This window comes from Phaeobacter sp. NW0010-22 (assembly GCF_040365955.1).
Lineage (GTDB): Bacteria > Pseudomonadota > Alphaproteobacteria > Rhodobacterales > Rhodobacteraceae > OMPR01.
Map to the genome: position 1 here is coordinate 475,823 of NZ_BAABWT010000004.1, position 26,766 is coordinate 502,588.

Here is a 26,766-nt window from a genome sequence, read left to right on the forward strand (position 1 = left end):
CATGTTGACCGAGATTAAATCTGTTCTGTCCCGGACGCAGCACACGCTGATCCAAGATGCCCTAGGGGCCGCATCCCTTGTCGTGATGTTGTTGGTTGGTCTTCATTTGCCGGGATTAATCTAACCACTTTCAGGGCCATGGCGCCCTTTGTTTTTCTGCCTGCGTTCTTGTGCCGACTCAAACTGCATCCTGTCCCATTCGATGCGAGGGTGACCTGCCTGTCCATACCCATCTAGAACCTGCCTCGGTTCTATAATGGTCGGATCCCACACAAGACCCGCACAACTGGCCGCCGCACTCTCCTGTCAGAGAGTGCGGCGGTTTTTTCTTTGATAAGGGATGCGCTTCAAGCGCAGTGCGTTTGCTCTGCCTGTTCCATCGCTTCCAGCGTCGCTTCGAGGGCGAGCAAGATTGATGCGTGACGGTTTTTATATTCACGTGCAGGCAATAGAACTTCTAACCCATCAAATGGGGCATCGGGTGCAGGTCCATCTTGTTTCAACATAGCTTTCAACTGATCCCGCGCAGTTTGAACCTGCTCGCGCGTGGCTCCAAGAATCGCTCCGCCAACAACCGATGCCGATGCCTGTCCCAAGGCACAGGCTTTGACATCCTGACCAAAGGCCGAAACTTTGCCATCCGTCATCTTCACATCGACCGTAACGGTCGACCCGCACAGGGGCGAGCGACGCTTGATCGTCGCATCTGGACTATCAAGACGGTCAATATGGGGGATATCAGCAGCAAGGGCCAGAATTCTGGCAGAATAGAGCTTGATCAGGTCGGTGTCGCCGGACATGGCTTTTCCTCTTTGGATATTCCTCATACATAGTACCGGAAATTCTCGATGCAAAAGGTTTTCGCAGATGTCCTTCGACCCGACGAGCTTGATCTATAATGACGCTGGCCTGATTCCAGCAATCGCGCAGGATGAACACACCGGAGAGGTGCTGATGATGGCGTGGATGAATGCCGAGTCGGTCGTTAGAACGCTTGAAACCCATCGCGTCACCTATTGGTCACGGTCGCGCCAATCTTTCTGGGTCAAGGGCGAAAGTTCGGGCCATGTGCAGGAATTGGTGGATTTTCGGGTGGATTGTGACCGTGATTGTTTGCTGGTCGTCGTTCGCCAGACTGGTCCAGCCTGCCACACGAACCGGCGAAGCTGTTTTTATACTTCGGTCCAATCGGGTGAAGAGGTCGAGTTGATGGCCCCAATGGTATAGCTGGGGTTGTTTACAAACCGACGAGGGTCCGGATCTTTGACGGGCTCACCCCGTCTGCTCGGTATTTAGAAATCGCACGCGCATCATCGCGTTTCGCGAGCCGTTTGCCTAGCTCATCTCGGATCAATCCGTGGTGATGATAAATCGGTGTTGGCAGGTCCAATAGCGCCTGCAACACCATTTGTAGAAATGTCGTCTGATATAGGTCCCCACCCCTTACAACATGCGTAATCTCTTGCTCTGCATCGTCGATGACGGCGGCCAGTACATAAGATGGGGTTTCAATTTCCTTTCGGCCCAAGACCGGATCCCCGACATCTCGCATCAACTGTTTAGGATCTAATTGATGGGTTCCCGAGTGCTTTGCGCCGGTTTCGATCATGTTAAGCGGGCCAAGGGTTTTCAAGGCGTGCCCCAGGTTCAAGCGCAAGGCATCACCGGATTGACGCGTATCCATTTTGCGGTGCCGGCACATGCCCGGATAAACTCCCGGCGCAAGCGGTACACCTTCTTGCGGCGCGGATAGGGCGGCTTTGATATCGCTGCGCCGACACGAACAGGGGTAGATCAGTCCACGCTCTGCCAGTTTCATCAGAGCTGCATTGTAATGCGGTAAGTGTTCTGACTGACGAAGCACGGGATGCTCCCACGTGAGGCCTAGCCAAGTCAGATCTTCGTATATCTGCTGCTCCCAAGCAAGTCTGGACCGGCCGGTATCTGTATCCTCGATACGCAGCAAGAAACGTCCCTGCTGAGCCTGAGCCACGTCAAACGCAAGCAAGGCAGAATAGGCGTGCCCCAAGTGCAAAGGCCCCGTTGGTGATGGGGCGAACCGAGTGGTGAATGTCACGCTTTTTCAACAATATAAATGTTGGAGTTCAAGTTTATATTCGGCAGGTGAGGTCCGTATTTTTTAACCAATAAACGCGCAGCACCCGGATCCAGCCACCCGTTCAGGCGCCCCTCGAAAGCACGATCTGCAATAGCATGATCGTTGAAAGAAAATGCCAGAATACCGCCTTTGGGCAAGGCATTCATCACCAGATCAAAAGTTTCAGGCGGAGCAGCGCCAACACCAATCACGCCACAGGCGACAATGACGGCATAACGCCCAGTTTCAACCGGATTTGGAGATGAGATATCAAGCGCACTCAAGTCGCGGTAAACATTGTGCTGTCGGGCTTTGGAGAGCATTTCGGGGGACGGATCGACACCATCCACGATATGAAATCCAACCCGCCGCAGTTCCACCCCACACAAACCAGTTCCGCACCCATAATCAAGGATCTCGATGGCAGGGTCTTTGAAATGATCCCACAACGCGGCAGCCAATCGGGTCGGCGTCGCATAACCATTTTCCGCTAATTCAGTCTCATAGGACTCGGCCCACTTGTCGTAATGGGCCAGAGTCTCTTCTACGCTTTCAAGCCCGTAAGCCTTGTTCAGGAATTTGTCGCTCATGCCGATATGTTACGCGCAGGTTCCGATACCCGTCCAGTCAGGAATGCGAGAGCCAGTCGTGCCACGCCGCTTTGGCGCGATCAGTATAGGCTTTGTACCGATCTTTGCGTCCACGACGCCCACCCTTGAGCCCCTCAACAGGTTGAAATAGGCCGAAGTTTACGTTCATGGGTTGAAAGGTCTTGGCTTCAGCGCCGCCGGTGATGTGATGGATCAATGCACCCATGGCGCTATCCTGTGGCACCACTGGCAATTCGATGCCCAGTATCTCAGCCGCCGCAAACCGGCCTGCCAACAGCCCCATCGCAGCGCTTTCGACGTATCCTTCGACACCGGTGATCTGGCCTGCAAATCGAATGTGTGGCTTGGATTTCAGACGCATCTGATTGTCCAGCAAGGTTGGCGAATTCAAAAACGTATTGCGGTGAATCCCGCCCAAACGTGCAAAGCTGGCATTTTCCAACCCTGGAATCATACGCAACACTTCGGTCTGTGCGCCGTACTTCATCTTTGTCTGGAACCCGACGATATTGAACAACGTCCCCAAAGCATTATCGCGACGTAACTGAACAACTGCATAAGCCTTGTTCTCGGGGTTATGTGGATTGGTCAGCCCAACTGGCTTCATCGGTCCAAATCGAAGCGTTTCGCGTCCGCGTTCGGCCATGACTTCGATGGGCAGACAACCGTCAAAATACCCAGCGGTTTCACCTTCGTGAAACTCGGTTTTATCTGCCGTTAGCAACGCATCGATAAACGCTTCGTACTGATCTTTGTCCATTGGGCAGTTAAGATAAGCGGTACGCTCTTCTTCGGTTTCGCCCTTGTCATACCGCGACTGCATCCATGCCTTGGACATATCGATGCTTTCGGCATAAAGGATCGGCGCGATCGCATCAAAGAAGGCAAGCGCCTCAGCGCCTGTTTCCGCTTGAATGGCGGCCCCCAAATTAGTTGACGTCAACGGACCCGTGGCAAAGATCCAATGCCCGTCTTGAGGCAGGTCGGTGATTTCTTCGTACGACACGGAAATGCGCGGGTGGGCCTTTAATTTGGCCGTTACAGTTTCGGCAAAAGGATCACGATCTACGGCCAAAGCACCACCCGCGGGCAGCCGGTGTTCATCTGCTGTGGTCATGATCAAACCATCAGCGGTGCGCATCTCCCAATGCAGCAATCCAACGGCGTTTTGTTCATCATCATCCGAGCGAAACGAATTGGAACATACCATTTCACCCAGATTGCCGGTTTTATGGGCAAAGGTTTCGACCTTGGGCCGCATTTCGTGGATCACCACGTCAACGCCCATTTCCGCTGCCTGCCAGGCCGCCTCGGACCCGGCCATGCCGCCGCCCACGATATGCAATGTCTGTGTCATGATGTGCCACATAGGCCAGCCAGAGCCAACGCGCAACATCTCAGCGGCCTGTCAAGCGACAGTGGCCCCTTGGTGGGGTTAATTTAAATTATGGCAGGGGGTTTTGGGGTCGCCGGTGCGGGAATGTCAACGCCAGAGAGAGAGCCTGGCTTGGAGGGACCTTCCGCCGGCGGCGACCCAAAAAGCGTCCAAGGCATTTGCCTTGCCCAATGTTTGCCATGTTCCTGCCCAATTTGAAAGTTCAAATTTGGAAACAATTTTACCAGATATAGGAAACGATCATCACTTTGGGTCCAATCCTCGGAATTTATTGGTCCCAATCGGGGTCACGTTTCTCGATAAAGGCGGCGATTCCTTCTTCGGTATCGCGATAGAGCATGTTTTCAACCATCACGTCACCGGTATAGGCATAGGCTTGATCCAGTGGCATTTGAATCTGTTCGTAAAACGCCTGTTTGCCGATTTTGACCGCTGCACCAAGCTTGCTTGCCAATGTTTCTGCAAGCGCATGTGTTTCCTGTGAAAGATCTTGCGCTGGAACGGCCCGGTTTATCAGCCCCAATTCCGCCGCGCGCGATGCATCAATGAATTGCCCCGTTGAAAGCATCTCAAATGCCTGCTTGCGGGATATGTTGCGTGATAACGCAACCATAGGCGTAGAGCAAAACAGGCCAATGTTCACTCCATTGACGCCAAACCGGGTGCCTTCGGCTGCAATGGCCAAATCGCACGATGCAACCATTTGACAACCCGCAGCTGTAGCAATGCCATGGACCTGCGCGATCACGGGTTGTGGCAACGCTTGAATCGACATCATCATGCGGGCGCAACGATCAAACAGATCCTTGAAATAGGCCTTGCCACCGTCTTCGGATTGGCGTCCGGCTGTCATCTGTTTCAGGTCATGGCCGGCACAAAATGCTTTGCCTTCACCTGACAGGATAACCACGCGAATGGTCGTGTCTGCTTGTAGCAGATCAAATTGCTCTTGCAAGGCTGCCAACATTTCATCGGACAAGGCGTTGATGCGCTCTGGTGCATTTAATTTCAGATGGGCAATGGCGCCTGTGTCGCGACGTTCCAAAATTGTCATCTTGCTCTCCCGATTAATATTGGCCCAACTCTAAAAGGAAGAGGCGAGGAGTAAAAGCATGCCATTGGCATTAAACAAAGAAGAATTGATGGCCTATCTGTCCGAAGTGTTCCCACAGGTGGCCGATGACTTTGCTCTGGATGCGCTGTCCGAGGATTGTTTGACCATGCGATTGTTGGTGGCAGATCGGCATTTGCGCCCGGGCGGAACGGTGTCAGGGCCATCTATGTTCGCTCTCGCAGACTGTGCGACTTATGCGATGGTTTTGGCGCGCGTGGGTCGACAGGCCTTGGCGGTCACCACTGGGTGTTCGATGGATTTCATGCGCAAGCCAGATGGGTCTGTTGATATGATTGCGGAAATTCGATTGCTTAAATTGGGTCGCTCGTTGGCTGTCGGAGACATTTTGCTGTTTTCCGAAGGGAGCGATAAGCCCGTTGCGCGGGCAACAATGACTTATTCAATTCCACCGCAGGGCTCAGCAGCAGCCGTGGCTGGGTAATGTAATTTGATACAATGCAGACATGAAACGAAAAAGGGCCGGGGACAAGCCCCGGCCAGTGAAGAGGTCCGTTTCCGGACGGGGATATCTTACAGCTGCCAAAATCTGAGCGCGTGTTCGCGATCAGCCTCAAGTCGGGAAACGCCAATATCTTCAAGTAGGTGTTTATCCAGCTTTTTCAGTTGTTTTCTTGTACGTTGGCGGGTGTCCCACTCTGTGACTGCATAAGCAAAACGGACTGCCAGCGTTGCCACCAAAGGCAGCCGTGGGCTTGCGCTGAGCAGGGACAGATCGTGGGCCGAGATTGCACGTGTCATAGTGGGGTCCTTTCCATATTGTATTGACACAATATTGTGACTTAAGTACGTTTGATTGATACATTGCGAATTGTGTTGAAATCAAAGGAAAGATTGTAATGGGTACAATTTGGCCGGACGCCCTGCCGAGCTCAAAGGGTCCGAAATACAAAGCTGTTGCTGAAACCATCCGAGGAGCCATTGATGGTGGCGCTTTGACCGAAGGCACAAAGTTACCCCCTGTGCGCGAATTGGCCTATCAGTTGGGCATAACGCCGGGCACCGTAGCGCGCGCCTATACAGTTTTGACCGACGAAGGGTTGCTCGAAGCCGGCGTTGGTCGCGGAACCTTTGTTGCGCCGCCCAAAACTTCGTTATTGGATGATGTCTGGGCCAGACAAACTGAACCGCCTAAAACTCATAACGTAAGCCTGTTCAGTCCTCGACTGATTGATGTGGGGCAGGTGGCTGCCATCAAAGATGCAGTGCGTCAGGTTGCCGAGGCCGACCCTTGGCTGTTTCTCAATTACCCAACCCGGGACGCCTATAAACCCGTGCGACAAGCGGTTGTGGATTGGCTATCGGATTTGCCGCTGGGATCTTTGGGGCCCGAAGACATCGTCCTGACACATGGTGGACAGAACGGATTGTGTGTGGTGTTTCAGGCTGTTTTGCGTGGTCCACGTCCTGTCGTTCTGGTCGAGGATCTGTCTTATGCCGGATTTCGGCGCGCTGCGGAATTAATGCGCGCCGAAGTTGTCGGGATCGAGATGGACCAATATGGCATTGTTCCAGAAGCTTTGGATGCAGCTGCACGTCAACATGGCGCGCAATTGTTGTGTGTCTCGCCAGAAGTGCAGAACCCAACCGGCGGCCACACCCCCTTGTTTCGACGCAAAGAAATTGTGGATGTGGCGAAGCGTCATGATCTGCAGATTCTCGAAGACGATTGTTACCGGATGGGCGAAGCTCGTGCACCCAGCTTTCGGGCTTTGGCGCCGGAACGAGGGTGGCATGTGTCCTCTATCTCTAAAACACTGACACCTGCTTTGCGCGTTGGCTTTGCCATTGCACCACAAGGACGAAGTACCGATCTTAGGCGCGCCGCAGAGTATGGGTATTTCGGCTTGGCGCAGCCATTGGCGGAATTGACCCGGATTCTTCTGACTGACCCCAGAACGCCTGAGCTGGCGAGGAAAATCCGGCAGTCGATGGCTGAATACGTTCGCGTGGCCGTGAATGCCTTGGGTGGTTTTGATTTGAACTGGGACCCGGAGGTGCCATTTGTCTGGCTCAAGTTACCGTCAGGATGGCGCGCGGCTGCGTTTTGTCGCGCTGCCGAAGGGCAGGGCGTTCAAATCCGGTCTGCAGATGAATTCGCCCTGCGCGATGGACGCGCACCCCACGCAGTGCGGATTGCCATGAACGGCCATGTCTCGCTTGAGGCATTTGAGGGTGCAATGATGCGCTTGCGATCATTGCTGGACAATCCGCCAGAACAAATCAGTGTTTGAACCAGTTCAGCAACCCCTTCCTCTTATCCAACGGCTCCGGGTCCCCCAAAAACCCAACCAACTGTACGATCCGGCCGTCTTGATCGAGTGTTGCAAAGTCATGCCCCTTTAATAGGGGGATGCCGCCCACAGCCACCATGGCCCACGTGAAATGCGCAACCTCGTGATGTGGATTGGGCTGGCTGGTCACGATGATCTTCGCGCCTTTGGCTTGCTCATGAAAGGCGTCCATGTAAGCAGCTAGCCCATCCCGGCCAGCCACGTCCCCGTTGGGATCAACATATCGACCATCTTCCGCCCAGCAGGTTTCCAAATATGCCATGCGCTTTTGTGGATCGCGCTCGTGCCATGCGGCACCATAAGCGGTTAGTATAGTATCTAGTGATTTCATGTTCGCATTCTCATAGGGGTGTGCAAACGGTTGCATGAGCTCAATCACTGAGTAAAGTTAATTGTCTCAAATGACACCAAATCTCTACTGCAACCTTGAGATCGCAGCAGAGGTCTCAGAGGCCTATTTATTTCGTGCTGGATCCAAACGGTAATATCGTTGGCGCCATAGGACCAGCTGTCTTTACTAACGGCAACAGCGGTTGAGGCTGCGGCAGCGACCAACCCAGCAACAGATGGCCCAGCGACAATAGTCCCCTCTAACTGTGGTTTAACTTCGAAATCCGTCTTCAAGTCGCCCTTTTGGCATTTAATACGCAGTTTCGTTGGCTTGCCCTTATACTTTGGGACGCGCAAAACTGCCGGTGTTGCAAAGTTCGCGCTGAATTCAACGGAATCGAGCGAACAGAGTGCACCGACGATCTCAATTTTTTGGCTATTGTTAGCTCCGACATCGCTTACGCCCGAAAAGCCTTGCTGGGTGTTTTCTTCTTCTTCCCTGGTAAAAGTACGCACGACTGGTTCAGTCACACCCTGAATGCGTTGTTGGTTGACGCCTGCATTCTTCAATCCAACCTCGACCGGCGGGGTTTTGATTGAAGCGGCGTCTGTGCAAGCCCCAAGGGCAAGAATGGCGACAACTGAAGTTTAGGAGGAAATGTTCATTTACATGCGGCTTTCTGTATATTTCTCGGACGCTTATTCCTTAAAGGCGAGTGAATTTAATATCTAATCGCGTTAAATGTAGCGCGTCTCTTTAGTATGGTAAAAGTGCGCCAAAAAGAGGGAAGCGAGTACATGAATTTTTGGGGTATTATAGTACCTATTTATTAAGCTGTTGTTTTTGCTTTATTAATTAACGCGCTTGTGGGTTGACCCGGATAAGCTGGGTCCCTAAAACCACCAAATCGAATTCGGACCGATCCATCGGGCCGGTCTAACACATCAAACAGGACTCTCCTGACATGAAAACCTTTTCTGCGACCCCTGCAGATATCGACAAGAAATGGATCCTGATCGACGCTGAAGGCGTTGTTCTGGGCCGTCTTGCTTCGATCATTGCCATGCGTCTGCGTGGCAAGCACAAAGCAACCTTCACGCCGCACATGGATATGGGCGACAACGTCATCATCATCAACGCCGACAAGGTACAGATGACTGGCAAGAAGCGCGAAGAAAACTTCTACTGGCACACTGGCCACCCGGGTGGAATCAAATCCCGCACCAAGCAGCAGATCCTCGACGGTGCACACCCCGAGCGTGTTGTGACCCAGGCCGTCAAGCGTATGCTGCCAGGCAACCGCCTGAGCCGCGTTCAGATGACCAACCTGCGCGTTTATGCTGGTGCTGAGCACCCCCACGAGGCGCAAAGCCCCGAAGTTCTAGACGTTAAGTCCATGAACAAGAAAAACACCCGGAGCTAAGTTAGATGTCTGATCAGATCAACACTCTCGAAGAACTCAGCGCCGTTGCTGGCATCGAAGCCGTGGCCGAAGAAATCGTAACACGTGAGCCGGTTCGTGACGAACTGGGTCGCTCTTATGCAACTGGCAAGCGTAAAGACGCTGTTGCTCGCGTTTGGATCAAGCCGGGTTCCGGTAAGGTCACCGTGAACGGCAAAGACCAGGACGTCTACTTTGCACGTCCCGTTCTGCAGCTGATCCTGCGTCAGCCATTCCAGATTGCTGGCGTCGAAGGTGAATTCGACGTTGTTGCAACCGTAAAAGGTGGTGGCCTCACAGGTCAGGCCGGCGCGGTTAAGCACGGCATCTCCAAAGCGTTGCAGCTGTACAACCCAGCCCTGCGCGGTGCTCTGAAAGCCGCTGGCTTCCTGACCCGTGACTCGCGTGTTGTTGAGCGTAAGAAATACGGTAAAGCGAAAGCCCGTAAGAGCTTCCAGTTCTCCAAGCGTTAAGTTTGGTACCGAAAGATTTGCAAAAGGCCGCGCAGTGCGCGGCCTTTTCGTTTTCGGAACAGCACATCTGGCTGTGCGTGGCTTGGATAAACCGCAAAAGACGTCAGGTGACTTATGCGTCAGGTGAAATCAGACCCAACCCGCGCAAATAAATACCAATTCCAGTCTCCAACAAATCTTCGGGTGGGAACGGCGACGCTGTACCGGTGTTCCGCGCATACAGTTCCACAACACCGTGGCTCATGGCCCAGATATGCGCACTGAACATAGAGGCAGGAGGGCGCTTTTCAGCAGGAATATGTTCTGACAATTCCGCCGCCGCCCGTTCAAGAACACCCTTGGCCCGTTGCGCCGATGTCGCAAGTTCTGGGGTGCAATTGACAGATATGCCGCTTTCGAACATGGAAATGTAGTGGCCGGGATACCGCCGGGCAAAGGCAAGATAGGCCCGTCCCGTCGCCTCAAACGCAGCGAGTGATGAGGGTTGCCCCTTATCATAGGCGTATTGCATCAGATCAGCAAAGATGTCGAACCCCTGCCGTGCAGCCTCGGCGATCAGATCCTCGCGACCCTTAAAGTGACGATAAACAGCTGCAGGGGTAACACCAGCCGCTTTTGCCGCTTCGGAGAGTGTGAACCCGGTCGGGCCTTTTTGTTCAATCAAAACCAGTGCCGATTCAATCAAAGCCTGGCGTAGATTGCCGTGGTGATATCCGCGTTTAGGCATCCCAGATCTCCGGGCCTCCGCAGATGGCAGGGTCGATCTCACGCAGGGCTTTCTCGTCTTTTCCGTCGTACTCCATCTGTGAGAGGACAGTCCGAATGGCGGCCAAACGGGCGCGTTTCTTGTCATCAGATCGGATGATTGTCCACGGGCAGATTTCAGAATGACTGCGGGTCAGCGTTTCACTGATGGATTGCGTGTAGGCATCCCATTTGTCCAACCCCTTGATATCTATGGGGCTCAGTTTCCATTGTTTGAGGGGGTCAGTTTCACGTTGCAGAAAACGACGCAACTGTTCCGCCCGGCCGACGTTCAACCACATCTTAAACAGGTGAATACCGTCATCAACCAACCCTTGTTCAATCGGGCGTACCTGACGGAAAAACCGCTCGCGTTCTTCGTCCGTGCAGAACCCAAATACGTTTTCGACCACACCCCGGTTGTACCAACTGCGATCGAAGAACACGATTTCACCCGCCGCCGGAAGATGTTCGATATAGCGTTGAAAATACCATTGGCTCTGTTCCGTGGTCGAGGGCTTGGAGAGCGCAACAACACGTGCGCCGCGTGGATTAAGGTTCTCCCGGAACCTTTTGATTGTACCACCTTTTCCGGCTGCATCACGCCCTTCAAACAGGATGGCAACCCGCTGCCCTGTCTTCTTGACCCAGGCTTGGAACTTGACCAGTTCTATCTGCAGATCTTCAATTTCGCCCTCATAGTCTTTACGCCCGATCCGGTCGGAATATGGGTAGCTGGGGCTGAGCACGTCATTCTTGTCGGCAGATTTGATCTGCTTGCGGATCTCTTCTGGAGCCTTGTCGCGAAAATACGCTTCGATTTCGCCTTGGTGGTGTTCTGTCATCCGCTGACTCCCAATGAATTCCGTATCTTAATATGGGATGTGAATCCGATTAACGCAAATCCGAGCGTTGCGCCACAGCCTCGACTGCCGCAACGACATCTGCGGTGGCCACGTGGTGGGGCATATGACCAATGCCCTGCAGGGTGTGCAGTTGTGCCTGCGGAATGCGTTGCGCCAAGCGAACCGCATGCAGGTCGTAATTGACCGTTGTATCGGCCGTGCCGTGCACAATACCTGTTGGCACAGAAATTTCGGTATAACGCGGGGCGAGCGCTGTGATTTCCGTAAGCAGGTTCGCGCGTTGTTTTGCATTCGCTCTCATGGATCCGCGCCGCAATGCCAAGCCCACTCCAAAGTGCTGGGCAAAGGTTTCGGGAACCGCTTGTGGCGCAAAAACGTCTTCAAAGGCCGCCACCACAGTGCGGTCTGGCACAAATGCCGTGAGCAAAGGCACCGCTAGGGCCGAACCGATTGGATGTGAGGTGACCAGATACACCGGGTCCAAAGGCGTGGTCCATGGGATGCCGGGAGCCGCAACTAGAACTAATCCAGACAAGGTTGTAGGCGCCTCTACCGCCCATGCCAAAGCCACGGCTCCACCATAACTTTGGCCCAGAACAATCGGGCTGTCCGCGCCTAATTTCTGCGCGGCGCGCTGTAAAACATCAGCCTGCTGTGTGATTGACCCACCGCCGGGAATGGCATCGCTATATCCCAAACCGGGCCGATCAAACAGGATGACCCGAAATTGCTGCTCTAGCGCGGGCGCTAGGGCAAAGCTCATATCGTGGGTGTTGCCGTTTGATCCGTGAATCATCACCAGATCAGGCCCACGACCGCGTACAACGGCATGCACGCGCAGGCCATCCACCATCACAAACTGCCCCTCGGGCGGGTATGCTGCTTCGACCTCGCGCTCATGCGCTGCAGCCAGCCAAAGCGTGACCAAAGCAGTCAGGCCCCCTAAAGCAGCGAGTATTATCAGCGCTTTACTGACCAATTTTTGACATATCAAACGGCGTGGACTGATAGATTTGGTTGATCCAGTTGCCGTACAAAAGATGCGCATGACTGCGCCACCGGTTCTGCGGCGTCTGAGACGGATCGTCGTTGGGATAGTAATTCATCGGCACATTAATGGGTGTGCCTTTGGCCACGTCCCGATCGTATTCCTGTTTCAATGTGTCGCTGTCATACTCAAAATGGTTAAAGATATAGAGCGCCCGATGCGCCGGATCTTCGACGAGACAGGGCCCCGCATCATCACTGCTGAGAAGGGTTTTCAAACCCGGAGCAGCGTCGATCTCATTCTGTTTCATTTCCGTCCAGCGGCTGACGGGGATAACGCAATCATCTGAAAAACCGCGTAAAAACGGCGATGCGGGATCAACGTTGCGATGGCGAAAACACCCGAATGCTTTGGCATCCAGCATGTGCTTTTTGACATCATGGAAATAGTTGATCATCGCCATGCCACCCCAACACACACCAAAGGTGGAATGCACATTGGTCTGTGTCCAGTCCATCACTTCGCGCAACTCGTCCCAATAGGTAACGTGGTTGAACTCAAGATGTTCAATCGGCGCACCGGTGATGATCAGACCATCGAACTTCTGGTCTTTGACCTCTTGAAAGGGATGATAGAACTCGGCCATGTGTTCGGCGGCGGTATTGCGGGTCTGATGTTCAGACATCCGGATCAGACTCAGATCAATCTGCAAGGGCGTCGCCCCAATCAGGCGCGCGAATTGGTTTTCGGTCTGAATCTTCTTGGGCATCAGGTTCAGCAACCCAATGCGCAAGGGGCGAATATCCTGACGGCCTGCCTCATCCTCGGACATGACCATAACGCCCTCTTTGGTGAGAACGTCATAAGCGGGCAAGTCGGATGGGATTTTAATAGGCATTTTTTCTGCTTTGCATTTGCGGGTGGAAACGGGAACCTAGGCGCCTTATGCCTTGGTCTCAAGAGCTTGCGCGATCAACTGTTCGAAATCAGCGGCGTCACGCACCGATCCGATTTGGTCTGCGGTGACAGTGACACCCCAATTTTTTGCCATCGCCTCGTACCGAGGTTGGCGATGGGCCAGCGCCTGCGCATAAGTCCAGCGGATAAAGGCATCCGGGTTGACCTCATGCGGGGCGCAATCCTGTTCGCTCAGATATTGATCCCAGACGCGCGACAGGAACTCAGGTTGATAGGACATTGGCTTGGGGGCCTTGTCGAACCGTTTGATCAAGGCTTCAGTGTGCGCCTCGTCGCCTTTTATCCAAATCATCAGCGTGTGTTTGGAAAGTTCGGCCAGCAATTGATCATCCGGGTTGGCCGCATCGACCCATTCACAGATGGACCCGCCAGTGTCGCAGATGAAATTCGGGTAGCCATACAGACGTTCAGCACGGTCGCTAAAGTACTCGGTGTCCAGCAGGGCATGGATCTCAGCCATCCGGAATTGTTCCTGACGGCGCCGATATTCGCTGATTTCCAAACCCCCTTGGGTCTGCGCACCGGGTTTGCCCAGATAGGTCGCGACAGGGGTCAGATTTTCGAACGAGATGTTGGACCCGATGTAGATCGAATCTGATAGCAGAAGATCCCGCAGAAACGGTACCTTCATGGCTTCGGCTTTAGCGTTATCAGTGATGTACTCACCCATATAACGCGTGCCGATACGGTAATCGATCGAGTAGTGGAACCAGTCGCCCTGGTCCCTCAGGATATTGCTGACATAGGTCTTACCCAGTCCCGACATGCCGAAAAACAGCACTTTTTTGCGCGGCGAGTCACGCCATTCCTGAGCTGAGCCGTAGATCATATCCCACCGTCCATTTTTTCCCTTTGCTACTTTGCAGCGCGGGCGGGGTCAATTGGCACAGCGCATGGTCAGGCCAATTGCGGTTTTCGGGTTTCGCCCCTGATGTTGATGTAATTCCCGGCAAAGATCACTACGGCGCCAACCAACACCCACAAATCCAGTGGCTCGGCATAGAATACCATACCGATGATCGCGATGACGGGCAGGCGGGTGAAATCAAACGGCACTACAACACTTGCCGGAGCAATGGCCAATGCATTGGTCAGTGAAAAATGCGCCAGCAATCCGGCACAGCCTATCAACACCAGCCAAGGTGCGGTGTGCAGGCTGGGCAAAGCGATGTCGCCATCATACCCAGCGGCGGCTAGCCCAAAAAACAACTGAATAAACGTCAGCCAAAACAGGATGCAGCCAATCGCCTCGGTCTTGGTCAACCGTTTGGTCAGAATGATTGTCAGAGCAAAAAAGATTGCGGCACTTGCTGCTGTGGCGATGCCGATATTCATTGTGTCTGGGCTGGGACGTGCAACGATCAGAATACCCACAAACCCCATCAGGGCGGCCACAGCGCGCACAGATGTTATGCGTTCGCCCAATAGAAGAGGTGACAAAACAATCACCCATAAGGGAGAGGTGAACTCCAACGCAAAGACCTGTGCCAAGGGAATGGCCGTAACAGCAAACAACCATAGATTCTGCCCAGCAAAATGGAGCGCATTGCGCACCACCTGCGTGCCCATCGACCGCCGCGTCACCTGAGCCCAGGATTTGGTCAGGGTTAACACCACACAGACCACAATTACGCCAACAAGGCTGCGATACATCATGATCTCAAAGGTGTCGTGGGCATAGGACACTTCGCGTCCGGCGACAGCCATCGCAGAAAACGACGCAATAGCGCCAGTCATCCAAAGTGCGGCTTTGGCCACTTGTGGCTTGTCTTGATCCATTTGGTCTCTCCCGTCGGACACGAGGACCCGATTGCCCGGGCAAGGTCAACCAGATTTCACACTCAAACGTGAAAACGCCGCGCACAGGTCGCTTAGAACGATCTGCACACGGCGAGGAACTGTCACGTTAGCACGCCCAACGGACGCGGATTAACCGGTGACTTCACCAATCAGGACCTGTGGCTGGCCGCTATAGAAGTTCGGAATGTCGGCCATAGCCGGACCACCTGCTGCAAGGGCCGCATTCAACGCGTCTTGGGTTTCAAACGTGATTGTCGCGATTGCATGGAACCCAGGAGGTGTATCAGGACCACCCGCCAACCCTTTGACAATAGTTGTGCTTTTTATATGAGGGCCCATGTGTTCACCAACGATCTCCATATGTTTAGAACCATAATAGGCATGGTCAAATGTGGTCTCGTTGTCCGTTGGATAGAGAACTTGCAATGAAACGGTCATGTTTTTCCCCTTGAGGTTTAGCCAATGAAATTTGGTCAACACGGGTCAGTGTAGGCAAATATATTCGTCTTTAGCCAGCCATTTGAGCGCAACCATGATGTAACGGAACATAATGGTTTGGTGGTTTGACCCACAAAAAACCGGGCAAAAAAAAGTGGCGGCCCGTTTGGGCCACCACTTTGCAATTCTCATACTCGAGGGTCGCCTCCAGTAGGTTTTATTCCCACTCGATCGTTCCCGGAGGCTTGGACGTGATGTCGTAAGTGCACCGGTTGATGCCTTTGACTTCGTTGATGATCCGGGTTGCGGTTTCGCCGAGGAATTCATGGCTGAACGGATAGTAATCCGCAGTCATGCCATCGACTGATGTCACCGCGCGCAGGGCGCAGGCAAAGTCATAGGTCCGGCCATCGCCCATAACACCTACGGTGCGTACCGGCAGAATGGCCACAAAGGCCTGCCAGATGTCATCGTACAACCCGTGTTTACGGATTTGGTCGATAAAGACAGCATCCGCTTCGCGCAGAATGTCCAATTTTTCGCGGGTGATCTCACCAGGGCACCGGATTGCCAAGCCGGGGCCGGGGAATGGGTGACGGCCAATGAACGACGCTGGCAGTCCCAGTTCGCGGCCCAACGCGCGGACCTCATCCTTAAACAGTTCCCGCAGGGGTTCGACCAGCTTCAAGCCCATCTTTTCTGGCAGACCGCCCACATTGTGGTGCGATTTGATCGTGACCGAAGGCCCGCCCGAGAAAGACACGGATTCGATCACATCAGGATACAATGTGCCCTGCGCTAGGAATTCTGCGCCCTCGATGCTGTCGGCATGTTTCTGGAACACATCGATGAACAGTTTACCGATGATCTTGCGCTTGGTCTCAGGGTCGGATTGCCCCTCAAGCTCGCCCAGGAACAGATCCTGTTCGTCTGCGTGGATCAGCGCCATGTTGTAGTTGTCGCGGAACATGGTGACGACCTCTTCGGCCTCGCCCTTGCGCAATAATCCATGGTCAACAAACACACAGGTCAGCTGGTCGCCAATCGCTTCGTGAATCAATACAGCCGCGACCGAACTATCAACGCCACCAGAAAGACCACAGATCACCTGCTTGTCGCCAACCTGTCCTCGGATCGCTTCCACCATCTGTTCGCGATACGCGCCCATGGTCCAATCACCGGAAAACCCTGCCAGTTTGACAAAGTTTTCGTACAGCTTTGCACCATTGGGGGTGTGATGTACCTCAGGGTGGAACTGAACCGCATAGAAATTGCGCGCAATGTCAGCGGTGATCGCATACGGCGCATTCGGTGAAGTGCCATAAACTTCAAAGCCGGGCGCGATTTCACTGACGTGATCGCCGTGGCTCATCCAGACCTGTTCATCGCCATCAGCGAACCAGCCGCCCAGAATGCCCAACTGCTCTTTTGTCGGGGTGACATAGGCACGTCCAAATTCAGCCGTGCCGTGCCCGGATTCAACCTTGCCGCCCAATTGGTGCATCATCACCTGTTGGCCATAGCAAATGCCGAGAATGGGCAGCCCCATCTCAAACACCTCTTGTGGTACGCGCGGACTGCCGTCGCGGGTCACGCTGTCAGGGCCACCGGAAAAGATCACGGCCTTTGGCGCCATTTCGCGCACAAAGTCAGCAGTGACTTTCTGATAGGGGTGGATTTCGCAATAAACGTTCAGCTCACGCAGGCGACGCGCAATAAGCTGCGTAACCTGGCTGCCGAAGTCTATGATCAATAGGCGGTCATGGGATGTCTGGCTCATGCAACAGGCTCTTATGATGCAGGGCGGTTTTGCGCAAGAGCTTTGCAGCACTGCGCAGACCTGATCATCCCATCGAGGCGGAGGGATCAACGCCTCGCTTTTTGGCGCGCCGCTTGTCTGATTGATAGCTCCAGATAGCAAGGAACGAAATGGTGCCAACATAAAGTACACCCAACCCCACCATGACGATACCGGGAACGGGGCCAACCGTCGCACGCCCCAACGCCTGCTCCAAACTCTGTGCAGGAGCGGGGTGAATGGTCACTTTGCCTGCAAACGCAATGGCTTGGATCAAGAGGATCCACAGATAATTGCGTCGAATGCGACGGCCCAGCGCACTAAGGTATGTCACGTGATAAACGGGCCGCAGGTAGTCTTCGGCCAGTACCTTTTGCCAGTTCTCTTCCATATGCAGATCGCCATCATGGAGCAGCGGCGCATAGAAATGCGTCTCCATCCATCGCGAGCGGGCACGCCAGACATTAAAGTAGCGATAGCGACGGGCCTCCATCGCCAGAAAGAACAGCATCAAAATGCCAACCAATACCAAAGGCAGCGGCGATGCCCCGGGCGAGGCAAACGAAATCGACAAGGCAACCCCCAAAGTTACAACCGCCCAATTGGTCGTGGTATCCAGGCGGGTACGCCAAATCGTGCTGCGGTACACTTCTCCGCGATACAAGTGAGCAATAGCACCGATTTCAGCTGCGCTAAGAGTTTTGCGCTCGGAGTCTGTTTCGCTCATGTCTTGGATCCATCTGGTTTTGTTGAGTCAGAAGTACAACTGAGTTGAAAGGGGTATGAAGCTCTTAGGGAGTGCTGAAAATTTAAGCAATACAAGGATGGAACGAGGCCCTGTCGTTTCGAACCCTGCAACATGTCGCTTTTCCCCCCGATGCGCCGTTATCCACATTCGAAAGCTGAACAGATTGGGATATCACATCTGTCAAACGCAATTCCGTACCAATCCGGGAGACGACCCTATGACAGAGGCAACTACACGCCGTAGATCACGTGGCGGCGGCGGGGCCGCGCGCCGCGCCGAACGCACGGCTGTCACCATTGAAACTGCCAAGTATATCGAACGCAATATTCCCAACTTCGAAGTTTTGACCGAAGAAGCGCTCGATATCATTGAGGCGAATGCCGAAACCATTCTGGAAGAAGTGGGAGTCAACTTTGTTGATAACCCCGCGGCTTTGGACCGCTGGCGCGAAGCTGGTGCGAACGTCACAGGTGAACGGGTTCGTATCCCACGTGGATTGGCCAAGAAACTGTGTTCGACTGCGCCCAAGCAGTTTACCCAGCACGCGCGCAATCCTGAAAAATCGGTTGTGATCGGTGGCAAGAACATGGTGTTGGCACCTGTGTATGGCCCTCCGTTCGTGCGTGACGTCGAAGGCGGCCGTCGCTATGCGACAATGGACGATTTCCAAAAGTTCGTGAAACTGGGCTACATGTCCAAATGGCTGCACCATTCGGGTGGTACAGTTTGCGAACCAACCGATGTGCCAGTGAACAAGCGTCATTTGGATATGCTACTGGCGCACATGACCCTGAGCGACAAACCGTTCATGGGATCTGTGACCGAACCAAGCCGTGCACAAGATTCTGTCGATATGTGCGAGATCCTGTTTGGCAAAGAGTTCGTGCAGGAAAACACTGTGATGACCTCGCTCATCAACATCAACTCGCCGATGACTTTCGACGATGTGATGATGGGCGCGATGGAAATCTATGCCAAAAACAACCAGGCTTGCATCGTTTCGCCCTTTATCGTTGGCGGTGCGATGGCTCCTGTTTCGGTTGCTGGGACCCTGACGCAGGTGATGGCGGAATGCCTTGCCGGTATCGCCTATAATCAGCTGTGCCGCCCCGGTGCTCCTGTGATCATGGGTGCGATGGTGACCTCGATCGACATGAACTCTGGTGCACCGACCTTTGGTACACCCGAAGCGTCGCACATTACTTATGGTGCTGGTCAGCTGGCCCGCCGTTTGGGTCTGCCGTTCCGTTCAGCCGGATCGTTCTGTGGCTCGAAACTGCCTGATGCACAAGCCGCTTATGAAACCGCCAACTCGCTCAACATGGGTCTGTTGTCTGGCGTGAACTTCATGCTGCATTCATGCGGCTGGCTCGAAGGCGGTCTGGTTGCTGATTTTGAAAAGTTCGTGATGGATGCCGACCAACTTGGTACGCTGCATGGTTTGGCCAAAGGCGTCCAGATGGACGAAGATGCGCAAGCCATGGACGCAATCCGCGAAGTTGGTCCCGGTGGCCACTATCTGGGCTGCGAGCATACGCAAAAGAACTTCAAATCGGCGTTCTGGAAATCCGACCTGTTGGACTACAAACCGTTCGAAACCTGGGAAGAGGAAGGCGCGCGTGATACGCGAACCCTTGCGACCCAACGGGTTGAGAAACTGTTGACCAACTATCAGCAGCCAGCGCTTGATCCGGCGATTGCACAGGCTCTGGCCGATTATGTGGCTGCCAAGAAAGCCTCGATGCCCGACGCGTTCATGTAAATCAACCAAAGGGTCCGTTGCCTCAAAGCGGACCCTTTATTGCACGACTGAAACACGGTTCGCGCGCAGCAACTGCGCTTCGCCCATCATCGCGATCATCAGATCCACGTGTCGGGTTAGGGAATAGCCCGCATCGTTCTCGCGCCGTTGTTCATTCAAACCCCGCTCCAATTCCATCAGACGCATCAAAGCCGCCGCAGGGCCAGGTAGGCTTCCATAGCCCAGGATCCGTTGCAGATGACGGGACCGGTTGTAGTCCTGTTGACCAAAGCGGGCCGCCCGGATCAGCAGCTGGGGACGGCGCAGGGCGGAAAGCATTGTCATTACATCTTGCATGTCGTGTCCTTTCAAGGGCGATCAGATTTCTGCCACAGTTGTGACACAACTTTGCCGGGTGTTGCCGAGTGCGCAATACCACCGTGCGCTGCTTTCATTACTGTTTATCATTTGGAAACAATATTGGGTAACAAGGCAGAAATTAACGAATGAGTAACTAGTGCAGCCCTAGGTTGTGTGAGTAACTCGAGGATAACTGCTGGATAACAGGGTCAGTTCTTTTGCCATTAAGGATGCGACACGATGGATGAAGTTTCCGCATTTTCCGTGCCTGGTTGGGTTCCCCAAGGTGCACAGCGTTACTTGGCGCATACAGAGGCTGGGCGATCCATTCGCGATCTGGCCCGGGGGGCGGGGTGTCATGCCTCGACTGTATTGCGACAGATTAGACGAGTAGAAATGCGGCGCGATGATCCTTTGGTGGATGCAGCCCTGCAAGCACTGGCTGCCGCCCATTTCCCTCCGCTTAAGGGTAAACCGGTAACGGCGCGCCGAGCGGGGGCCAGAACAAAGGTTGCCCCTTCTATGACCCCAGAACAACCGCGCACCGAAGACACGCCCGATTCCGACACTTTTGATCGCGAGGCGATGCGCGTTCTGCGTCGCCTCTGTGAATCCGGAGCCGTCCTTGCCGTCGCCGAAGATATGGACAGGGCTGTAGTTGTGCGAGATGACGGGCAGGGCGCAAACACCCGTACAGCCGTTGTTGAATGCGCGATTGCACAGGCGCTCGCGCTCAAAGACTGGATTTCATGCGACAAACCTGGACGCATTAGCCGCTATCACATTACCTCAGCCGGGCGAACCGCGCTGGGGCATATTCTGGCCAAGGCCGAAAATCAGGCGCGCGCAGATAACGAAGGGGGATTCGCAGAATCCCAAACCCCTTTTGGCGCGCAGCATCGCATCATGGGCGAAAAAACCGTCGCTGGTGACGCTGGTGAACGCTCCCGTCGCGTGCGCTACAACATGGCGGAAAGCCCGCTGATCGCTCTTGCTCGTCGCAAAGACCGTGATGGCCAACCCTTTTTGGACGAAGCCATGGTGCGGGCGGGTGAACGTCTGCGCGAAGATTTCGAATTAGCCCAGATGGGCCCAAATGTCACTCAAAACTGGGATCGTTTCCTAACCGGGGGCGGGCGCAGCACCTTTGATTCTGCAGGGTCTCCTTGTGAGGGCCCGGCAGATGCCCGGAACCGGGTGGCCAAAGCGCTGTCCGATCTGGGACCGGGACTCAGCGATGTGGCTTTGCGCTGCTGTTGTTATCTCGAAGGGTTGGAATTGGCTGAAAAACGAATGGGATGGTCAGCACGATCGGGTAAAATCGTCCTGCGCATCGCCCTTCAACGGCTCAAGCGCCATTATGAAGAACTCACAGAATCAGACCGTATGATCGGATAAACACTCCTCCCAAGTTTGTTCGATTAAAAAGCCCGCCGTCGCACAAAGATGCAGCGGCGGGCTCTATTTTACCTAGTTTCCTACGCGCGTCTCGGATGCAATCGCAATAAGTATGGCTGGTTAGTTCATACTGCCCGATGTGCGAGTGATGATCTCATCGGGTACACCGATCACGGACTCGGCAGGGTTCGTGTCCAGCCGTGGAGTTTGTCCACTACCACCAATTCGTGCAGGGATAGTGGAAGGGCAGCCGCGAACCCGGAGCCTAACAAAGCCACAATGCGGTTTCAGACCGCGAGCTGGTACGAGGATAACGATTCTGTGTAATGGGGAATCCTGGAAATTGTATGGGCCATGTAAGAGGAACCGGCGTATTGTTTCCAAAAAGATCCCAATTGCCTTCCTCGATATTGAACTTCAGGGTATAACCGCGTACATCGCGATCATTGTCTGCCGCACTGAATTTACCCGCATGGGTTGAAGTTAGGGAACTGATGGGCGCCTACTTGCTCACTTCTGAAAACAGCTTGGATTTGCTACATTTCGAAAAGGCTTGTGGCTGTTAGGGGCCCATGTGCGCGACGGTCTTTTGCATGCACAACGCGCTCCGCGATTGGGTCACGCATCCGATGTACAAGCTCCAATCAAAATCAGCTTGCTATCCGATACTGATAAACACCAATTGCACTTTCTTTGAATTTTTATAATTTTGAGTTATGAGATTCACACTCCGACAACTCGAATATTTTCGCGCGTTGGCCGAACAGCGCAATTTTGGGCGTGCGGCAACGGTTTGCCACGTGTCGCAACCGGCACTCTCGGTTCAGATTCGTAGCCTAGAAGAGCTTATGGGTGGCCCTTTGGTCGAACGCCACGCCCGCGATGTGGTGTTGACCCCTTTAGGCCGGGATGCACTGGGCTTGGCCCAAGATGTGCTTGCCACCGCCGAACGTCTGGAACGCCTGTCGCAAGATAAAACTGGTCAAAGATCACTGTCATTGGGCCTGATTCCAACCATGGCACCCTATCTGTTGCCCGGTGTTCTTGCAGCCCTGCGTGCGGGCGATCTCTCGCTAAAAGTTCAAGTGCGCGAAGCCCGGACCGAACCGCTGCTTGATGCATTACGGCTAGGTGAAATCGATGCGGCAGTATTGGCGCTCCCGGCTGCAGGAGACGGTCTTTTTAGCAGTCCTCTGTTTCAGGATCGCTTTTTACTTGCTGGGTCCGCAACCCGGCTCGATCGCTTGTCCCATGGCCCCGAAACCCTCCGTCCAACGGATCTAAAGGCGGCACAGTTGATGTTACTCGAAGACGGCCATTGCCTGACCGATCAAGCACTCGAGGTCTGTGGCCAGGATCGTACCGGCGCCGGGATCAACATGGGGGCGTCATCCCTTGGCACCCTGTCTCGCCTCGTTGCCGAAGGGTTTGGCCTCACTCTGATGCCAGAACTGGCGGCTCAATCCGAATGCGCCGCGGTGCAGGGGCTGAAACTGATCCGGTTTCCAGATCCGGAACCGGCTCGTACCGTGGGTCTTGTGCGCCGCGATACGACTCGCGCCGAAGGGTGGTTTGACGATCTCGGAGATCTGATCCGACAGGTTGGCCAAGACATCGTGTCCAGCTGTCGCACCGATCACTAGCCGATCAAACGAAAAAGAGGCCCGCCAACGGCGCGCCTCTTCTCTGAATACTTGTCGTGCGAGCTTAGGCCAGCGCGGGCTCTTTTTTGTCGACCAGATAGGACAGAACGGTTTCGGGCGACGACACACCATAGGGATCTTCGGGGTGGTTGTCGGCCAGACCGGGCTCTTCGAACCATGCTTCAACAACACCGTCGTTGATCACTGCTGCATAGCGCCACGAACGCATGCCAAAACCCAGATTGTCTTTGTCGACCAGCATGCCCATTTTGCGAGTGAACTCGCCGGATCCGTCTGGGATCACATTAACTTTGGACAGGTTCTGCGACTCGGCCCATTTGTTCATCACAAAGCTGTCGTTTACGGACATGCAGTAAATCGCATCAACGCCCTGTGCGATGAAATCGGCGTGGCCGTTTTCAAAGCCCGGCAACTGGTAGGTCGAGCAGGTCGGGGTGAACGCGCCCGGCAACGAGAACAAAACAACGCGTTTGCCCGCGAAATAATCTGCGGTGGTTTTATCTTCCCAACGGAACGGGTTGGGGCCTTCGATGGCCTCGTCACGTACACGGGTGTGGAAGGTTACGTTGGGCAGGATTGCTCCGGCTTTCATCATCAGGCTCCTGTGAATCAGATGTATCTGAAACGTGAATTAAAACGATTCTAAGCAGTCTTCAACGCTTGAAATGCCGCATGCGCATTCATGGTAAAGAATGTCGCAAAGATACTGATTCAAAGCGCAAAATTGCCAGAAAACGACCCCACGGTTCCACCCTTGCATAGCGGCCATGCGTCACTGGTCCTTTTTCCGACGCTGCGTTATGTTATTCCAAAGCAAGCTGACCCAATTTTGCCCAAGCCAAGGGACCATCTCTGTGCGTGATCTGAAAATTCCCGAGCAACGACACCCCGAAAAAGCCCATCGTCCCGACAATGCCCAGCCCAAAAAACCCAGCTGGATTCGCGTCAAAGCACCGGGCGGCAAGGGCTATGCCGAGACACATAAGATCATGCGTGAAAACAAATTGGTCACGGTCTGCGAAGAAGCCGGTTGCCCCAATGTTGGCGAATGCTGGTCCCAGGGGCACGCCACCATGATGATCATGGGCGAAGTTTGCACACGCGCCTGTACCTTCTGCAACATCGCCACTGGGAAACCGCCCGAGGATCTGGATCCTTTCGAACCCGGTCGTGTTGCCCATGCAGTGGAAAAGCTGGGCCTGAACCACGTGGTGATTACATCGGTCGATCGCGACGATGTTACTGATGGCGGCGCCGATCACTTTGCCCAAACCATCCGCGCCGTGCGTCATCGTTCACCCAATACCACCATTGAAATCCTGACACCCGATTTCATCAAATGTGACCCCTCGGTGCTGGAACTTGTGGTCGAAGCGCGCCCCGATGTCTTTAACCACAATCTGGAAACCGTTCCGGGCCTCTATCCGCAGGTGCGACCCGGTGCGCGGTACTTCCATTCACTGCGCCTGTTGCAACGGGTCAAGGAACTGGATCCCTCTATGTTTACCAAATCCGGTATCATGGTGGGCTTGGGCGAGGATGAGCAATCCGTACGACAAGTCATGGACGACATGCGCGCCGCTGACATCGATTTCCTGACCATCGGCCAATACCTGCAACCCACGCCCAAACATCACGGTGTTGATCGCTTTGTCACACCTGAGGAGTTCGCCTCCTACGAAAAGGCCGCTTATGGCAAGGGCTTCTTGATGGTTTCGGCCACACCGTTGACCCGTTCTTCCTATCACGCAGGCGATGATTTCGCTCAACTGCGAGATGCCCGGCAAGCAAAGCTCGGACAGGCCTAGGGAAAGTTACCCGGCGCAGCGCTTTATGCTGCTTCCGCTCAGATTTGGTGGAGCGCCCGAATGCCCCACCTCCAGCGCCACAACGGTAATCCCGCGCTTTCCTCAAGGCACTGGTCTCCCATGAACAACACATCTTCAACCGCTCTGCGTCAGGTGACGGAGGGAGGTTGTTCTGTGGATGTGGCCCAAAAAGATCATGATGAGGGCGGCGCAGCGCCGGAAGGGAACTTTACAACGTCGCACGAACGGCGGGTAAAGGCCGTGCCCGATGTTCTTGTTGCCACATTGTAGCAACACCGGACCGGCCATTCGCGGCTATCGCGCAATCAGGGTACACTCGAATTCAAACTGTCCGGTCATTCTTGACCCCGGCCTGCTCGTGCGAACAGAACTATCTGCAGATCACATTCTCGCACATATCGTTGCGGCGAACACAGAACGAACGCTTCAACGCAAAGCCGTTTTCTTCATGGACCACCTGCCGACAATGCGCTAACTTTTGACTTGGACCAGACAAACGGGGCCACGCAATGCCAGCCAAAGATCGCAGCTTTCATTTCATCTCTGGCCTGCCGCGGTCCGGATCGACATTGACCGCAGCGATATTACGGCAAAACCCACGATTCAGTGCCAACATGTCGAGTCCAATTGCAGGGCTCTTTGATGGGATGATCGCTCAGGTCTCCGCCGGAACCGAGCTTTCGGCTATGGTTTCGCAAGACCAACGTGCTCGGCTGTTGCGCGGGCTCTTCGAGAGCTACTACGCCGAGCAAACCGAACCCGTAATTTTTGACACCAACCGGGCTTGGACAACGAAACTTCCCGCATTGATGCAGGTTTTTCCTGAGGCCAAGGTTATCTGTTTGGTACGTGATGTTTCTTGGATTATGGATTCAATGGAGCGTCAATTCAGGCAGAATCCGTTCGAGCATACGTTGTTGTTCAATTCGCAGGGAGAACGTTCCACCGTTTATACTCGGCTTGAAGCGCTGGCCGGCGCTGCACGTCTTGTCGGCTTTCCCTGGCACGCTTTGCGGGAGGCCTGTTATTCGGAGTTCGCAAACCGGATCATCATTGTGGAATACGATCTGATAACCCACCGTCCAAAAGAAGTTTTCCGGTTGCTCTATGAGTTTCTTGGCGAAGAGCACTTCGAACACGATTTCAGCGCAGTCGACTATGATGCCCCATCGTTCGACGCACAACTTGGGCTGGAAGGTCTGCACAAAGTGCACTCAGAGGTCGCGCCGCGTCCCCGCAAAACAATCCTGCCTCCGGACCTTTTCAAGCGTTTCGAAAACATGGCGTTCTGGCGCGACTTGCCTGACTCTGCTGCGTTCAAGATCACCGCGGCGAGTGACGACACGCCGCAAAATGCGCCTTTGTAAGACACGCCATGCACCGATAATGTGACTGCCAAGGCAGGTTGATCATTAAATCCCGCAATCTTCGGTTTTGCTGAAAGTAAGGATAGCCTGCACGTAACCCCCCGAGTCATTGGCGCTGGCAGAGCTTGTAGGTCCGACCTACCTTTTCCCCCCAAATGGTGGTTTTTGCGATGATTACACGAGGATGAAATCGGTTTCTGTCAAGGCCAGCCCCGTGGTGAGGGTCGCGAATTGCTGGGCCGTTCCGGCACCGTTGCCGTCGGCGTCATAG

At 54.2% G+C, this 26,766-nt stretch carries 31 protein-coding genes; 11 read left to right on the plus strand and 20 right to left on the minus strand.

Annotated elements, in window-relative coordinates; genetic code table 11:
- Window position 1 precedes the first annotated feature (1 nt).
- Complete coding sequence (locus ABWV33_RS11665) at window positions 2-124, plus strand: hypothetical protein (RefSeq protein WP_258547005.1); 123 nt, start codon at window positions 2-4, stop codon at window positions 122-124.
- 223 nt (window positions 125-347) lie between these two features.
- Here ABWV33_RS11665 and ABWV33_RS11670 read toward each other — a convergent pair whose 3' ends face one another.
- Window positions 348-800 (minus strand): iron-sulfur cluster assembly scaffold protein, encoded by a 453-nt coding sequence (locus ABWV33_RS11670; protein WP_113821691.1) that lies wholly within the window; start codon window positions 798-800, stop codon window positions 348-350.
- A 67-nt stretch (window positions 801-867) separates the two neighbouring features.
- On the opposite strand from ABWV33_RS11670, the gene hisI reads away from it, so the two are divergent.
- The gene (gene hisI / locus ABWV33_RS11675; RefSeq protein ID WP_113821690.1) at window positions 868-1,227 is read left to right on the plus strand and encodes a phosphoribosyl-AMP cyclohydrolase; all 360 of its coding nucleotides are present in this window, start codon (window positions 868-870) and stop codon (window positions 1,225-1,227) included.
- A 10-nt stretch (window positions 1,228-1,237) separates the two neighbouring features.
- Here hisI and gluQRS read toward each other — a convergent pair whose 3' ends face one another.
- The 4 genes from gluQRS to ABWV33_RS11695 form a co-directional block, all read right to left on the minus strand.
- Window positions 1,238-2,077 carry a tRNA glutamyl-Q(34) synthetase GluQRS gene (gluQRS, locus tag ABWV33_RS11680; protein ID WP_353330873.1) on the minus strand — a complete coding sequence of 280 codons (840 nt, stop codon included), beginning with the start codon at window positions 2,075-2,077 and terminating at the stop codon, window positions 1,238-1,240.
- Window positions 2,074-2,688, minus strand: a complete 615-nt coding sequence (locus tag ABWV33_RS11685; RefSeq protein ID WP_353330875.1) for a class I SAM-dependent DNA methyltransferase — start codon at window positions 2,686-2,688, stop codon at window positions 2,074-2,076. The genes gluQRS and ABWV33_RS11685 overlap by 4 nt, the downstream gene beginning before the upstream one ends.
- 37 nt (window positions 2,689-2,725) lie before the next feature.
- The gene (trmFO, locus tag ABWV33_RS11690) at window positions 2,726-4,066 is read right to left on the minus strand and encodes a methylenetetrahydrofolate--tRNA-(uracil(54)-C(5))-methyltransferase (FADH(2)-oxidizing) TrmFO (protein ID WP_353330877.1); all 1,341 of its coding nucleotides are present in this window, start codon (window positions 4,064-4,066) and stop codon (window positions 2,726-2,728) included.
- Window positions 4,067-4,373: 307 nt separating this feature from the next.
- On the minus strand, window positions 4,374-5,177 hold the full coding sequence (locus ABWV33_RS11695) for an enoyl-CoA hydratase (protein ID WP_353330940.1): 804 nt from the start codon (window positions 5,175-5,177) through the stop codon (window positions 4,374-4,376).
- A 40-nt stretch (window positions 5,178-5,217) separates the two neighbouring features.
- Between ABWV33_RS11695 and ABWV33_RS11700 the strand changes: the two genes are divergently transcribed.
- Window positions 5,218-5,661 carry a PaaI family thioesterase gene (locus ABWV33_RS11700; protein WP_353330879.1) on the plus strand — a complete coding sequence of 148 codons (444 nt, stop codon included), beginning with the start codon at window positions 5,218-5,220 and terminating at the stop codon, window positions 5,659-5,661.
- Window positions 5,662-5,750: 89 nt separating this feature from the next.
- Here the strand turns inward: ABWV33_RS11700 and ABWV33_RS11705 are convergent, their stop codons facing one another.
- On the minus strand, window positions 5,751-5,978 hold the full coding sequence (locus ABWV33_RS11705) for a DUF1127 domain-containing protein (RefSeq protein ID WP_353330881.1): 228 nt from the start codon (window positions 5,976-5,978) through the stop codon (window positions 5,751-5,753).
- A 98-nt stretch (window positions 5,979-6,076) separates the two neighbouring features.
- Here ABWV33_RS11705 and ABWV33_RS11710 point away from each other — a divergent pair, with 98 nt between their 5' ends.
- Window positions 6,077-7,471 carry an aminotransferase-like domain-containing protein gene (locus ABWV33_RS11710; RefSeq protein WP_353330883.1) on the plus strand — a complete coding sequence of 465 codons (1,395 nt, stop codon included), beginning with the start codon at window positions 6,077-6,079 and terminating at the stop codon, window positions 7,469-7,471.
- Here ABWV33_RS11710 and ABWV33_RS11715 read toward each other — a convergent pair.
- Both ABWV33_RS11715 and ABWV33_RS11720 read right to left on the minus strand, forming a co-directional pair.
- Window positions 7,461-7,862, minus strand: coding sequence for a nuclear transport factor 2 family protein (locus tag ABWV33_RS11715; RefSeq protein ID WP_353330885.1), 402 nt, complete (start codon window positions 7,860-7,862; stop codon window positions 7,461-7,463). The two genes, ABWV33_RS11710 and ABWV33_RS11715, sit on opposite strands and share 11 nt — an antisense overlap.
- A 44-nt stretch (window positions 7,863-7,906) precedes the next feature.
- Window positions 7,907-8,431, minus strand: coding sequence for a hypothetical protein (locus ABWV33_RS11720; RefSeq protein ID WP_353330887.1), 525 nt, complete (start codon window positions 8,429-8,431; stop codon window positions 7,907-7,909).
- Between the two features lie 395 nt (window positions 8,432-8,826).
- On the opposite strand from ABWV33_RS11720, the gene rplM reads away from it, so the two are divergent.
- Both rplM and rpsI read left to right on the plus strand, forming a co-directional pair.
- The gene (rplM, locus tag ABWV33_RS11725; RefSeq protein ID WP_113821681.1) at window positions 8,827-9,285 is read left to right on the plus strand and encodes a 50S ribosomal protein L13; all 459 of its coding nucleotides are present in this window, start codon (window positions 8,827-8,829) and stop codon (window positions 9,283-9,285) included.
- Window positions 9,286-9,290: 5 nt separating this feature from the next.
- Window positions 9,291-9,776 carry a 30S ribosomal protein S9 gene (rpsI, locus tag ABWV33_RS11730; RefSeq protein WP_113821680.1) on the plus strand — a complete coding sequence of 162 codons (486 nt, stop codon included), beginning with the start codon at window positions 9,291-9,293 and terminating at the stop codon, window positions 9,774-9,776.
- 112 nt (window positions 9,777-9,888) lie between these two features.
- Here rpsI and ABWV33_RS11735 read toward each other — a convergent pair whose 3' ends face one another.
- The 9 genes from ABWV33_RS11735 to ABWV33_RS11775 all read right to left on the minus strand — a co-directional run bounded on the left by ABWV33_RS11735 (window position 9,889) and on the right by ABWV33_RS11775 (window position 18,115).
- Window positions 9,889-10,503: a TetR/AcrR family transcriptional regulator gene (locus ABWV33_RS11735; RefSeq protein ID WP_353330889.1), complete on the minus strand. Its 615-nt coding sequence runs from the start codon at window positions 10,501-10,503 to the stop codon at window positions 9,889-9,891.
- Window positions 10,496-11,365, minus strand: a complete 870-nt coding sequence (gene ppk2, locus ABWV33_RS11740) for a polyphosphate kinase 2 (RefSeq protein ID WP_164617284.1) — start codon at window positions 11,363-11,365, stop codon at window positions 10,496-10,498. Before ppk2 ends, ABWV33_RS11735 begins: the two co-directional genes overlap by 8 nt.
- 49 nt (window positions 11,366-11,414) lie before the next feature.
- Window positions 11,415-12,314, minus strand: a complete 900-nt coding sequence (locus ABWV33_RS11745; RefSeq protein ID WP_353330891.1) for an alpha/beta fold hydrolase — start codon at window positions 12,312-12,314, stop codon at window positions 11,415-11,417.
- A 40-nt stretch (window positions 12,315-12,354) separates the two neighbouring features.
- The gene (gene metA, locus ABWV33_RS11750) at window positions 12,355-13,272 is read right to left on the minus strand and encodes a homoserine O-acetyltransferase MetA (RefSeq protein ID WP_353330893.1); all 918 of its coding nucleotides are present in this window, start codon (window positions 13,270-13,272) and stop codon (window positions 12,355-12,357) included.
- 45 nt (window positions 13,273-13,317) lie between these two features.
- Entirely contained in the window at window positions 13,318-14,181 is an 864-nt protein-coding gene (locus ABWV33_RS11755; protein WP_353330895.1) for an ATPase, read from the minus strand.
- A 68-nt stretch (window positions 14,182-14,249) separates the two neighbouring features.
- Window positions 14,250-15,131 (minus strand): DMT family transporter, encoded by an 882-nt coding sequence (locus tag ABWV33_RS11760; protein WP_353330897.1) that lies wholly within the window; start codon window positions 15,129-15,131, stop codon window positions 14,250-14,252.
- A 150-nt stretch (window positions 15,132-15,281) separates the two neighbouring features.
- Complete coding sequence (locus ABWV33_RS11765; protein ID WP_113821699.1) at window positions 15,282-15,590, minus strand: EthD family reductase; 309 nt, start codon at window positions 15,588-15,590, stop codon at window positions 15,282-15,284.
- Between the two features lie 217 nt (window positions 15,591-15,807).
- Entirely contained in the window at window positions 15,808-17,370 is a 1,563-nt protein-coding gene (gene guaA, locus ABWV33_RS11770; protein WP_353330899.1) for a glutamine-hydrolyzing GMP synthase, read from the minus strand.
- A 64-nt stretch (window positions 17,371-17,434) separates the two neighbouring features.
- Window positions 17,435-18,115 (minus strand): DUF2270 domain-containing protein, encoded by a 681-nt coding sequence (locus ABWV33_RS11775; protein ID WP_215402340.1) that lies wholly within the window; start codon window positions 18,113-18,115, stop codon window positions 17,435-17,437.
- Window positions 18,116-18,353: 238 nt separating this feature from the next.
- On the opposite strand from ABWV33_RS11775, the gene ABWV33_RS11780 reads away from it, so the two are divergent.
- A complete protein-coding gene (locus ABWV33_RS11780) occupies window positions 18,354-19,898 on the plus strand; it encodes a trimethylamine methyltransferase family protein (protein WP_353330901.1) in 1,545 nt (514 codons plus the stop codon).
- A 36-nt stretch (window positions 19,899-19,934) separates the two neighbouring features.
- Here ABWV33_RS11780 and ABWV33_RS11785 read toward each other — a convergent pair whose 3' ends face one another.
- Window positions 19,935-20,234: a DUF6477 family protein gene (locus tag ABWV33_RS11785; protein ID WP_113821671.1), complete on the minus strand. Its 300-nt coding sequence runs from the start codon at window positions 20,232-20,234 to the stop codon at window positions 19,935-19,937.
- A gap of 243 nt (window positions 20,235-20,477) precedes the next feature.
- On the opposite strand from ABWV33_RS11785, the gene ABWV33_RS11790 reads away from it, so the two are divergent.
- Entirely contained in the window at window positions 20,478-21,635 is a 1,158-nt protein-coding gene (locus tag ABWV33_RS11790) for a DUF6456 domain-containing protein (protein WP_353330903.1), read from the plus strand.
- Window positions 21,636-21,900: 265 nt separating this feature from the next.
- Here the strand turns inward: ABWV33_RS11790 and ABWV33_RS11795 are convergent, their stop codons facing one another.
- Window positions 21,901-22,131, minus strand: coding sequence for a catalase (locus tag ABWV33_RS11795; RefSeq protein WP_353330942.1), 231 nt, complete (start codon window positions 22,129-22,131; stop codon window positions 21,901-21,903).
- 220 nt (window positions 22,132-22,351) lie between these two features.
- Between ABWV33_RS11795 and ABWV33_RS11800 the strand changes: the two genes are divergently transcribed.
- A complete protein-coding gene (locus ABWV33_RS11800) occupies window positions 22,352-23,278 on the plus strand; it encodes a hydrogen peroxide-inducible genes activator (protein WP_353330905.1) in 927 nt (308 codons plus the stop codon).
- A gap of 64 nt (window positions 23,279-23,342) precedes the next feature.
- Here the strand turns inward: ABWV33_RS11800 and ABWV33_RS11805 are convergent, their stop codons facing one another.
- A complete protein-coding gene (locus ABWV33_RS11805; protein ID WP_353330907.1) occupies window positions 23,343-23,891 on the minus strand; it encodes a peroxiredoxin in 549 nt (182 codons plus the stop codon).
- A gap of 262 nt (window positions 23,892-24,153) precedes the next feature.
- Between ABWV33_RS11805 and lipA the strand changes: the two genes are divergently transcribed.
- Both lipA and ABWV33_RS11815 read left to right on the plus strand, forming a co-directional pair.
- Window positions 24,154-25,107, plus strand: a complete 954-nt coding sequence (gene lipA / locus ABWV33_RS11810) for a lipoyl synthase (protein ID WP_113821698.1) — start codon at window positions 24,154-24,156, stop codon at window positions 25,105-25,107.
- A gap of 530 nt (window positions 25,108-25,637) precedes the next feature.
- Window positions 25,638-26,495 (plus strand): sulfotransferase family protein, encoded by an 858-nt coding sequence (locus ABWV33_RS11815; protein WP_353330909.1) that lies wholly within the window; start codon window positions 25,638-25,640, stop codon window positions 26,493-26,495.
- Window positions 26,496-26,766 lie beyond the last annotated feature (271 nt).